A 10467-nucleotide genomic window follows, 5' to 3' on the forward strand; every position below is an offset into this window, starting at 1 on the left:
TGGTATAAATCGATCTCCCACTGTGGGCTCGTGGTGCAGCCTGGTTAGCACACTGGACTGTCAATCCAGAGGTCGCGGGTTCAAATCCCGTCGAGCCCGCCAAAAAACCAATCAGTTACGAGGGGGCGGTGGCCTGCCGCCCCCTCCTACTTGTTGCCCCAAACTTGCCCTGATCTCCGGTTGCGCCTCGAGTGAGGACTACCCCAATGATCGGCGTCGAGTTCTGAGATCAGCACTTGCAGTAAGCATGGGGCTGCCTCAAATGGGGAGGATGCTTGGATGACGGCCATCGCGACCGTTATAACTAATCCGTGTACAGCGAAGTAAGGGGGTTGGACCATGATCATCCGCTAGGTCGGGACAATCCCTGTGTCACGGGTGGTCAGGGGCTCTGGGTCGACCTGGGTCGAATGAGGACCGCCTGGAGCCTGTCGAGACGCGCGCGCATGTCGTCTCTCAGCTGGGTGCGCCCGATGGTCCGCTTCAGCTGGTTCCCCACACCGAGCACCTCATCGGTCGAGACACGATTGATGGAGAAGACCAGGGTTCCATCCCGGTGCGCGAAGGCGCCGGTGAGGATCTGGGTCGCATTGAACGAATGCCCCGCGTAGTAGTAGCGCTCGACGTGAATGATCGAGCCTGAACTTGCCACGACAATCCGATGGAGCAGGCTCAAGTGCGGGCGCCGCTGGACGCGCCGCTTGATCCAGTAGAAGTGGTTGACCATCTGAGGGGGCTGGGCGGCCGGGTATCGCAGCAGCGCCTCGTGGAGCTCTGGGCCAAGGCGGGCGAGGCGTTCGGCATCGGCAGCGGCCAGCCGCAGATCGACCGCCGGGTCGGTGACGGCTCCGCCGGTCCGTGCATAGTGGGCGATCGTGGCAAGACCGCCTTGCCGATAGGCCTGCAGGCGCTGATGGAGGAGCCGCCGGTAGGCATCCGAGGCAATGTCAGCCGCTGTGGTCTTGGCGGAGGTATCCGCAGATCCCTTGACCGCACGAAGCGCATCGATCTCGGCCAACGAGAGGTTGAACCGTGTTCCGGGTGCGGCCGCGAGGAGGCCTTCCGCCTCTTCTCGCTCGCTCCGCGAGAATCGCGGTCCCACCAGGGCCGAAGTGGGCGCCTCGTCCGGCACCGCGCCAAAGTCGGAGATGGTATCATCCTGGGCGATCAGCTGCCCCGAGGCCAGATAGTCGGCGATCTCACTCATCGGAGCCGGCAGGATCATGGCGAAGCCGACGGCGAGCTCTCTGTCGCTGTTCTCGGAGACGGAATAGGAGACAACCTCGCCCCGGACGAGACGGAGGCGCTGCTCGGCGGAGATCTGAAGGAGATCCTGCACTTCGTTAACGACCGGCGTCTCGGCAGCCGGTGCGATGCCCGGACCCACCAGGTCCGTGAGGAGGCTGATCCCGAGTAGCCACGCCGCACCGGCCCGGCTCGACCGCATCATAGGGTCGATTATGACGCAGCCGACGAGGTGCGCGGCGAGAGTCCGTACGGTATTCTCCTGGCAGGCTGCTGAGAGATCCGAAGGCGACTCGGCCCGATACCGGAGGACTGAATCATGGCACGGCTCACTCCCATCACCGGCAAGAACCAGGTGGACACCAAGGACCACGCGATCGTGGACGCCATCGTCCAGAGCCGCGGCGCGCTCCAGGGCCCGTTCACGATGTTCCTCCACTGCCCGGAGCTGGCCGGCCGCCTCGCGCATCTGGGCGCCTTCGTGCGCTTCGAGGGCTCGCTCGACATGCGGGTGCGCGTGCTCGCGGCCATGACCGTCGCGCGGGAGCTCGACGCGGTCTACGTGTGGGGCGCGCAGACGGGTGGCGCCCGGCGGCTCGGCGTGCCGGAGACGACCATCACGGCCATCCGCGAGAAGCACGCGCGCGGCATCCCGCCGGAGGACGCCCAGATCGTGGAGTTCACGCGCGAGCTCATCCGGAAGCACCGGGTCGATGAGGCCACCGTGAAGGCGCTGCAGACGCGGTTCGGCAACGAGGGATTCATCGAGCTGACCGGGGCGATCGGCTACTACAGCATGCTGGCGATGACGGTGAACGCCTGCGAGCTGGAAGCCAGCAAGGGCGCCGAGGTCCTGCAATGATCGTCGACGCGCAGGTCCACATCTGGGGGAGCGGCAAGCCGACGAATCCGAACCACCGGCAGGTGCCGAGCTTCACGAAGGACGAGCTGCTGAAGGAGATGGACGAGGCCGGCGTCGATGCTGCGGTGATCCATCCGCCGTCGTCCTGGGATCCCAATGCCAATGAGCTCGCTGTCGAGGCGGCGCGCCAGCATCCTACGCGGCTCGCGATCCTCGGGAACTTCCCCCTCGACCGCCCTGAGAGCCGGTCCTTGATCGACGACTGGAAGCAACGGCCGGGGATGCTCGGCCTGCGGTTCACGTTCCTGCAGCCGCACCAGAAGACGTGGCCCACGGATGGAACGATGGACTGGCTGTGGCCCGCCGCCGAACGGGCCGAGCTGCCCATCGCGCTCCTCGCGGCGAGTTTCATGCCGCTCGTCGGCGAGGTCGCCGAACGTCATCCGCGGCTGAAGCTGATCATCGATCATCTCGGCCGGCCGTCGGGCAGCAAGGACGACGCGGCCTGGGCCTCGCTGCCGGAGATGCTGGCGCTGGCCAAGCATCCGAACGTCGCGATCAAGGCCACGGGGGCACCGAGCTACTCCAGCGAGCCCTATCCCTATCGCAATGTGCACGGCTACCTCCGCCGGATCTACGATGCCTTCGGGCCCGAGCGGATGTTCTGGGGCACCGACAGCACGCGCATGCCGTGCTCGTGGCGGCAGTGCGTGACCATGTTCACGGAGGAGCTGCCGTGGCTGGCGGGCCGCGACAGAGATCTCGTCATGGGACGCGCCGTCTGCGCGTGGCTCGACTGGAGGAGATGACAGATATCTATCGGGGCAAGGCCTACCGGGCGCTCCGCCAGGCGGATCGCGCGATCGAAGACTTCACCACGGCGACGCGCGTCAATCCCAAGTCCGGCAGGGGCTACTCTCCGTACGTTACGCTAAGAGCGACCGAGCCAACGAAGCAAATGGGCCCTTATCGGCGGCCTGATCAGGGCCGCATGCCGTGCGAAGAAGGGCCGGGGCGGCGGAGCGGGGCCGCGAGCTCGGCGAAGTCGCAGAGCAGCGGCCGGGTGTCGCGGGGGTCTACGATCTCCTCGATCCAGAATGTCTCGGCCGAGCGGAACGGCGAGCGGAGCTTGTTGAGCCGCGCCGCGATCTCCGCCATCTTCTTCTCGCGGTCGGGCGCCGCGTCGAGGTCGGCGCGGTAGGCCGCCTCGATCCCACCCTCGAGGGGCAGCGAGCCCCAGCGGCCGGACGGCCACGCGTAGCGTGTGCAGTAGCGCCGGCCGTTTCGATGCGCCGCCCCCGCGACGCCGAAGGAGTTCCGCACGATCACCGCGCACCAGGGCACGGTGGTCTGCCACATGGCCGACATCGCGCGGACGCCCTGCTTGATCGTCCCCGCGCGCTCGGCCTCGAGGCCGATGAGGAAGCCCGGGCAGTCCACGAGGTAGACCACCGGCAGGTGGAAGGTCTGCGCCGTGTCCACGAAGCGCTCGACCTTCTGGCAGGTGTCGGCCGTCCACGCGCCGCCGTAGTGCGTTGGGTCGCTCGCCATGACCGCGACCGGCCAGCCGTCCAGCCGGGCGAGCCCCGTGATGACCGCGCGGCCGTAGAGCGGGGCGATTTCGAAGAACGAGCCGCGGTCCACCACGGCCTCGACGATCGGGCGCATGCGGTACGTCTTGCGGATGTCGCGCGGGATCGCGCCGAAGAGCCAGTCTTCACGGCGGTTCGGGTCGTCCGTGAGGGGCCCGCGCGGCGGCACGTCGTCGATCGACGACGGCAGGTAGGAGAGGAAGCGTCGCGCGCGCGCGAATGCCTCCTCCTCCGTTTCGACGGCGTCGTCGACGGCGCCGGCCTTGAGCTGGATCTCCCAGCCGCCGAGCTCCATCTTGGTCAGCTTCTGGCCGATCCGCTCGACGACGGGCGGCCCCGCGACGAAGAGCGCGGACGTGCCCTTGACCATCAGCGAATAGTGCGCCGCGGCCAGGTGCGCGGCGCCGAGCCCCGCCACGGAGCCGAGACCGAGCGCCACGCGGGGGATGATGGCCATGTTGTCCACCACGGTCTCCCAGCCATCGACGCCGGGAACGTTGGCGCGGCCCGTGGTCTCGATCGTCTTGACCGAGCCGCCGCCGCCGGAGCCTTCGACGAGCCGGATGAGCGGCAGCCGAAGCTCCTGCGCCATCCGCTCGCACATGAGGTGCTTGCCCTTGATGGTCGCGTCGGCCGAACCGCCGCGCACGGTGAAGTCGTCCCCGCCGACGACGACCGGCCGGCCGTCCACCCGCGCGCGGCCGAAGATGAAGTTGGACGGCGTGAGGCTCTCGAGCTCGTTGTCCGCGTCGTACGCCGCCTTGCCCGCGATCTTGCCCACCTCGTGGAACGTGGCCGGGTCGACCATGCGCGCGATGCGCTCGCGGATGGTCAGGCGTCCCTCGTCGTGCTGGCGCTTCACGCGCTCCGCCCCGCCGAGCCGCTCGGCGAAGGCCTCGCGGCGCCGCAGCTCGTCGAGCTCGGGTTGCCAGTCGTCAGCCACGCGTCTGACCTTTCACGGTCTCGGTATGATAAGTCAAGAACCGACCGCACGTCCCGCTTTGTACGCGGTAGACTTGACCGCATGCGTGGCGCGACCAAGCGGCGGGTGCGGATCCTCGCGTGGGCCCTGCTCGTAGGGACGCTGATCGGGGTCGCCTACGGTGGGCTCATCGCCCTCGCCGTCGGCGGGAGCGGGCTCACCGGGAGCCTCGTGGGAGCGGTCAACGGCGCGACGATCACGATCGTGATCGGTTCTATCGAGATCCTTTGGTTGCCCACCCGCCGGGGCCTTGCCCTCCAGCAGGCTCCGTTCCTGGTGACGTTCGGCGTGAAATGGCTCGTGTACGGGGCCGTGATCACGGCCGTCAATGTCGGCGTCTGGGGCCGGCGGGTGCTCGGTGTGCTCGCCGGCGCGCCGCTGCAACCGGGGTCACTGCCGCTGCTGTCCCTCGTCTTCTCGTTCGTGGCGACCTTCGGGTTTCTGTTCCTCTTCGAGATCGGCAACATCGTGGGGTGGCGCACCCTGCGCAACGTCGTGCTCGGGCGCTATCACCGGCCGCGATCCGAGGAGAGATTCTTCCTCTTCGTGGACATCGCGGGCTCGACGGCGCTGGCCGAGCGGATCGGCCCGGCTGCCGTCCACCGCTTTCTGGACCGCGTGTTCCGCCTCGCCTCTGATCCCATCGACGACTACGGCGGCAAGATCTACCAGTATGTCGGAGACGAGATGGTGGTGACGTGGACGGCCGCCGAGGGGCGGGATGGCGCGCGTCCGATCGCCTGCCTCTTCGCGATCCGGACGGCCCTCGACGAGGCGGCGCCGAAGTTCGAGCGTGAGTTCGGGGTCGCGCCGGGCATCCGGGCCGCGCTCCACGCGGGCCCTGTCATCAGCGGCGAGGTCGGCGGCAGCAAGCGCGACATCGTCTTTCACGGCGATGTGATGAATACGGCCTCCCGTCTCGAGCAGGCGACCCGCGACCTCGATCGGCGCTTCCTCGTCTCGGCCGCCGCGCTCAGCCGCCTCGCGGGCACGGAGCGGTATGCGCTCGAGCCCCTCGGGCCCCAGGCGCTGCGCGGCCGCGCGGCCCCCGTCGAGGTCTACGCCTGCGCGGAGGGGCACGCACGTCTGTGACCGCACGGCTCGCATTGCCCCCGCTCCCGCTATCCTGCTACTCTAGCCGCGTGACCGACGGCGAGCGGCGGCCCACTGATTCTGAGGTTTCTGCCGGCGCAGTCCGGCGGCTGGTCCAGGCCCTCCGCGCCCACCTGACTCTGTCGCGCTTCCATGCCATCGTCGGGATCATTGCAGGCTTCATCTCCATCAGCGTCGGGCTCTATACGTATCTCCACTTTTCCAAGCCTGGATCGCCCGTGGTCGGCGAGATCGTGGCTATTATGCAGGACTCTCGAACAGGCAAGCCGGTCACGGACGCGACGGTGGAGATCCTGACCCTCAAGGGCGCGGTGGTGACCACGCTGACGGCAGGGGCCGAGGGGCAGGCCCGCGGGAGCCTCAAGGAGGGCACCTACCGCCTTCGAGTCATTCACCCTCGCTTCGTGGCCGAGGCGCGCCAGGTGCAGATCGTCGCCGGGCAGACATCGGAGGTACGCTTGAAGCTCGTCCAGCCGGCCCCGAAGACCGGCCCGATCGACGACGCCGTGGGAGCCGTCAAAAAGTTCTTCAAGTGAAGCTCCGTGGAGGGGGCGGATATGTCGACGACCGAGACGTTCGAGATCACCAAGACCGAGGCCGAGTGGCGAAAGGTTCTGACTCCCGAGCAGTTCCGCGTCCTGCGCAAGCATGGGACCGAGCGCGCCGGCTCGAGCCCGCTTGACAAGGAACACGGTCGGGGCACGTTCGTCTGCGCCGCCTGTGATCTGCCCCTCTTTGCGTCGGACACGAAGTACGACAGCCGCACGGGGTGGCCCAGCTTTTGGGCCCCGATCGAGGGGGCGACCCGGAACTCCACGGACCGAAGCTTCTTCACCGTGCGCACCGAGGTGCACTGCCGCCGCTGCGGAGGGCATCTGGGCCACGTGTTCGAGGACGGGCCCAAGCCCACGGGCCTTCGGTATTGCATGAACGGCATTGCTTTGCAGTTCCGGCGAGCCTGAGGGGCCGCCATGGCCTTCCAGAGATCGCGCGGAGCGAGAGCATCGGCGCCGACAACGGCGGACTTGAGTTCCTCGATGCAGGCGCGGATGGCGCGGGCGCCGTGGCCGGGTGTGAAAGCGTAGCCGAGCCCTTCGAGATCTCCCGCCTTGAGCCTGACGGTGACGTAATCGAGTGACGGCAGCGCCTTGGTGGCGGTGCCCAGCGGCTTCTGGAAACCGAGGCGGCCGGTGGAGAGGGACAGATGGTCGGTGGTCAGGTCGGTGATGGGCAGGGCGCTCCAAGATGGCCAGACGGCCCCGCGCTGTCAATGACCCTCTCCTGCGGGCGGGCAGCGGCTGTCGGCTGCCTGACACAGTGTCAGTGACGCTGTCACGGGATCTGACGCTCCGGCGCCACGTCCCGATCGGAGCCGGCGCGTCTCTGCCAGCCATTTCCCGTGTTTGCCCGCCGCCGTGCCGGCGCGCGCCGGTGGCAGGGAAGTTGCTCCTTTGGCCACTCACCATGCGCCAATCCACGATTAGGGCGTGCAGAGGTTCGGCAACTAGACTACCCTTTCGGTGTATGCAGGCCCGGCGATCCGGCGTGTTCGCTCTCGTTGCGGGGCTTTGGCTGGCCGTGGCCCAGCCCGCCGGCGCGACGTCGCCAACCGCGGTGCTGGAGGCCTTCTTCGAGGGTGCCAACGCGATCCTGAAGACCGTGGATCTGTTCGGCGATCTGGAGCAGCCCCGCCAAGCCGTTCGCGAGCTGGTCAATGAGGTCTTCGACTTCCGGGGGGCCTCCGCGCTTGCGCTCGGCTCCACGTGGCTTTCGAGAACTCCGGACGAGCAGGACGAGTTCGTCCGGCTGTTCGCCGTCTTCCTCCAGCGCGGCTTCATCGGGATGATCGGCGCGAAGGCCAGCGTATCCGACGGCGTGAAGATCCAGTACGTCGACGAGTCGATCGGCGACGAGTGGGCGGGCGTCGCGACCTCGCTGCTGGCTCGGAATGGTGAGGAGCTTCCGGTCGACTATTGGTTCGTTCGCCGTGGCGACCGCTGGAAGGTGCAGGACGTGGTCATCGATGGGGTGAGCCTCATCGCGAACTACCGGTCGCAGTTCACCCGGATCCTGGCCGCCTACCCGTATTCGGAGGTCCTCGCGAGGCTGGGAGGCAGCCAGCCTGACGCGCCCGCCATGGTCGCGGCGCCTCCACCGCAGGTCGCGGGAATTGTTCCGGCCGTGCAGGCGGAGCCGGTGGTGCCGAGGATCCCGCCGCTGACGCAGAGCCCATGGAGCGCGAATGCGGCAGCCCCGCCGTCGGCGGCTGGAACGGCTCTGTCGCCGAGGACCTTCCAGGAGATTCATCTCACGGCGCTCCCCAGCGAAGTGTCGTCCTCGGAGCGAGTTCGGGCCCCCGTGGCGGCGCAGTTCTCCGAAATCCGCGAGAGGTCTGGGCCGGCGCGCGATGGCCAGGCGGCGGGCGCCTACTGGATTCAGCTGGGCGTCTTTCAATCGGTAGATGCCGCGGCTCAGCTGGCGGAGCGATTCAGCCGTGACGGCGCGACGATCTCGAAGACCTGGCTGACGAACGCCACCGGAAACCGGGTGGGTGTGTGGGCGCGAGTACGCGTGGGCCCGTTCGCCAATCGCTCGGAGGCCGTGTCGAAGCTCCAGGACCTCTCGGCGCGCGGACAGGCGGGGATCATCGCCGAGGCCCGCGACTGACTTCGTTCGCTTCACTGTCCCCGTTCGCGTTCCGCTCGTAGACTCGCCCCCACCAACGTCCCCGGCATCGGTTGCCGATCGGCCCGCTTTTCTCTATCATGAGGCGCTCTGGAACAGATGCGTCGGTCGCAGTCGGGGCCGCCGCCCACCCCTTACCCCCAACCCCTTACCGGAGGAGGCAACATGGGAGCGCGCGCCGAGCAGCTGGCCAAGAAGTTCGACGAGTCGTGTGCCGAGTTCAATAAGGTCGTCGAGGGCCTGAGTGATGCGGACTGGAAGAACGTGACGTCGGCCGAGAAGTGGCCCGTCGGGGTCGTGGCCCATCACCTGGCCGAGGGGCACGCGAACGTCGGCGGACTCGTCCACTTGGTCGCCAAGGCCCAGCCCTTGCCCGGCCTGACGTGGGAGATGATCCACGCGAACAACGCCAAGCACGCCAAGGAGAGGGCCGGCGTCACCAAGGCGGAGACGCTCGCGCTCTTGAAGGTGAACGGGGAGAAGAGCAGCGCCCTCGTCCGCGCCCTCAGCGACGCCGAGCTCGATCGCAGCGCGAGCGTGCTCGCCGGCATGCCGACCATGACGGCCGCGCAGGCGATCGAGGGGATCCTGATCAACCACGTGCACGAGCACCTGGGCAGCATCCGGGCCACCATCGGCGCGAAGTAGCGCCCGCGCGCGCCATGAGGGTGTGCATCGTGGGCGCCGGGGCGATCGGCTCCTTCCTCGGCGCCCATCTCTCGCGGAGCGGCTCCGAGGTCGCCGCGCTTGCGCGCGGGGCCACGGCCGCGGCGCTCCGGGCTCATGGGTTCCGGCTGGAGCAGGCGGGGGCGCTCGTGACGGCGCCGGTTCACGTCGTTGAAGACACCGCCGGGCTCGGCGAGCAGGACCTGGTGGTGGTCGCCGTCAAGGGGCCGTCGCTGATCCACGTCGCGGAGAAGATCCCGCCGTTGCTCGGCCGGGAGACCATGGTGCTAACCGCGATGAACGGCGTGCCGTGGTGGTTCTTCCAGCGCGCGGGTGGTCCATACGGTGGGACGCGGCTCAAGTCGATCGACCCGGACGGCCGCATCGAGGCCGCGATCCCGAGCCGCCATGTCATCGGCTGCGTGGTCCATGCGACCTGTTCCGCGGTGGAGCCGGGCCGGGTCCGCCACGGGTTCGGCAACGAGCTGATTGTTGGCGAGCCGGGCGGGGGGGAGCCCGCCGGGGGCGAGCGCGACGCGCCGCTCTCGGCCCGGGTCACGGCGCTCGCGGATCGGCTGCGGTCGGCCGGGTTCACGGCGACCGTTTCCGCGCGCATCCAGGCCGACATCTGGTACAAGCTGTGGGGGAACATGACGATGAACCCTATCTCGGCGCTGACTGGGGCGACGTGCGACCGCATCCTGGACGACCCGCTGCTCAACCGCTACAGCCTCGCCATCATGGCGGAGGCGGCGGCGATCGGCGAGCGGATCGGCTGCCCGATCAGCCAGAGCGGCGAGGGCCGCAACGCCGTCACGCGCAAGCTCGGCGCCTTCAAGACGTCCATGCTGCAGGACGCCCTCGCGGGCAGGCCGCTCGAGATCGACGCGCTCGTGACCGCCGTGACCGAGATCGGCGGCATGGTCGGCGTGCCGACGCCTCACACCGACGCCCTGCTGGGTCTGATCCGCGTCTATTCGGAGACTCACCATGGCTGATTCGCGTTCGCCGTTCCGTGCCGATCACGTCGGCAGCCTCCTGCGTCCGCCCGCGCTCAAGGCGCTTCGCCTGGAGAAAGAGTCGGGCAAGGTGAGCGCGGCCGAGCTCAGCAAAGCCGAGGACGCGGCGATCCGGGACGCCGTGAAACTTCAGCAGGACGTCGGACTCCAGGGGATCACCGACGGCGAGATGCGCCGGAAGTCCTGGCACATGGACTTCCTGCTCCAGCTGAGCGGTCTCTCCAGCGAAGGCAAGATGCTGCCCGTCACCTTCCACGGGCGCGAGGGCGACCGCTTCTTCACGCGCCCTGACCTCCGGATCGC

Annotated in this window: 11 protein-coding genes and 1 tRNA gene; 10 read left to right on the top strand and 2 right to left on the bottom strand. The window is 68.3% G+C overall.

The features are described 5' to 3' along the window. Positions 1-24: 24 nt before the first annotated feature. A tRNA-Asp gene (locus VGV06_14080) sits at positions 25-102 on the top strand. Between the two features lie 280 nt (positions 103-382). Here the strand turns inward: VGV06_14080 and VGV06_14085 are convergent. Next, the gene (locus VGV06_14085) at positions 383-1450 is read right to left on the bottom strand and encodes a hypothetical protein (protein HEV2056279.1); all 1068 of its coding nucleotides are present in this window, start codon (positions 1448-1450) and stop codon (positions 383-385) included. Between the two features lie 114 nt (positions 1451-1564). On the opposite strand from VGV06_14085, the gene VGV06_14090 reads away from it, so the two are divergent. Both VGV06_14090 and VGV06_14095 read left to right on the top strand, forming a co-directional pair. Further along, a complete protein-coding gene (locus tag VGV06_14090) occupies positions 1565-2107 on the top strand; it encodes a carboxymuconolactone decarboxylase family protein (GenBank protein ID HEV2056280.1) in 543 nt (180 codons plus the stop codon). Next, positions 2104-2916 carry an amidohydrolase family protein gene (locus tag VGV06_14095; GenBank protein HEV2056281.1) on the top strand — a complete coding sequence of 271 codons (813 nt, stop codon included), beginning with the start codon at positions 2104-2106 and terminating at the stop codon, positions 2914-2916. The genes VGV06_14090 and VGV06_14095 overlap by 4 nt, the downstream gene beginning before the upstream one ends. A 172-nt stretch (positions 2917-3088) precedes the next feature. Here VGV06_14095 and VGV06_14100 read toward each other — a convergent pair whose 3' ends face one another. Then, complete coding sequence (locus tag VGV06_14100) at positions 3089-4642, bottom strand: carboxyl transferase domain-containing protein (GenBank protein HEV2056282.1); 1554 nt, start codon at positions 4640-4642, stop codon at positions 3089-3091. An 81-nt stretch (positions 4643-4723) separates the two neighbouring features. Between VGV06_14100 and VGV06_14105 the strand changes: the two genes are divergently transcribed. The 7 genes from VGV06_14105 to VGV06_14135 form a co-directional block, all read left to right on the top strand. Further along, complete coding sequence (locus VGV06_14105; GenBank protein ID HEV2056283.1) at positions 4724-5773, top strand: adenylate/guanylate cyclase domain-containing protein; 1050 nt, start codon at positions 4724-4726, stop codon at positions 5771-5773. A gap of 50 nt (positions 5774-5823) precedes the next feature. After that, entirely contained in the window at positions 5824-6330 is a 507-nt protein-coding gene (locus tag VGV06_14110; GenBank protein HEV2056284.1) for a carboxypeptidase-like regulatory domain-containing protein, read from the top strand. A gap of 21 nt (positions 6331-6351) precedes the next feature. Next, entirely contained in the window at positions 6352-6756 is a 405-nt protein-coding gene (gene msrB / locus VGV06_14115) for a peptide-methionine (R)-S-oxide reductase MsrB (GenBank protein HEV2056285.1), read from the top strand. Positions 6757-7372: 616 nt separating this feature from the next. Then, positions 7373-8461: an ABC transporter substrate-binding protein gene (locus tag VGV06_14120; GenBank protein HEV2056286.1), complete on the top strand. Its 1089-nt coding sequence runs from the start codon at positions 7373-7375 to the stop codon at positions 8459-8461. Between the two features lie 183 nt (positions 8462-8644). Then, a complete protein-coding gene (locus VGV06_14125; GenBank protein HEV2056287.1) occupies positions 8645-9127 on the top strand; it encodes a DinB family protein in 483 nt (160 codons plus the stop codon). Between the two features lie 14 nt (positions 9128-9141). Next, positions 9142-10143, top strand: coding sequence for a 2-dehydropantoate 2-reductase (locus tag VGV06_14130; protein ID HEV2056288.1), 1002 nt, complete (start codon positions 9142-9144; stop codon positions 10141-10143). Next, positions 10136-10467, top strand: a 332-nt coding sequence (locus tag VGV06_14135) for a 5-methyltetrahydropteroyltriglutamate--homocysteine S-methyltransferase (protein HEV2056289.1), incomplete at its 3' end; no start/stop codon positions are given. The genes VGV06_14130 and VGV06_14135, both read left to right, overlap by 8 nt.

Source organism: Candidatus Methylomirabilota bacterium (assembly GCA_035936835.1).
In the GTDB taxonomy this organism is placed as follows: domain Bacteria; phylum Methylomirabilota; class Methylomirabilia; order Rokubacteriales; family CSP1-6; genus AR37.

Excerpts from the sequence above, each read along its gene's own strand:
- VGV06_14085 (HEV2056279.1), bottom strand. The coding sequence starts at position 1,450 with ATGATGCGGTCGAGCCGGGCCGGTGCGGCGTGGCTACTCGGGATCAGC.
- VGV06_14090 (HEV2056280.1), top strand. The coding sequence starts at position 1,565 with ATGGCACGGCTCACTCCCATCACCGGCAAGAACCAGGTGGACACCAAG.
- VGV06_14095 (HEV2056281.1), top strand. The coding sequence starts at position 2,104 with ATGATCGTCGACGCGCAGGTCCACATCTGGGGGAGCGGCAAGCCGACG.
- VGV06_14105 (HEV2056283.1), top strand. The coding sequence starts at position 4,724 with ATGCGTGGCGCGACCAAGCGGCGGGTGCGGATCCTCGCGTGGGCCCTG.
- msrB (HEV2056285.1), top strand. The coding sequence starts at position 6,352 with ATGTCGACGACCGAGACGTTCGAGATCACCAAGACCGAGGCCGAGTGG.
- VGV06_14125 (HEV2056287.1), top strand. The coding sequence starts at position 8,645 with ATGGGAGCGCGCGCCGAGCAGCTGGCCAAGAAGTTCGACGAGTCGTGT.
- VGV06_14130 (HEV2056288.1), top strand. The coding sequence starts at position 9,142 with ATGAGGGTGTGCATCGTGGGCGCCGGGGCGATCGGCTCCTTCCTCGGC.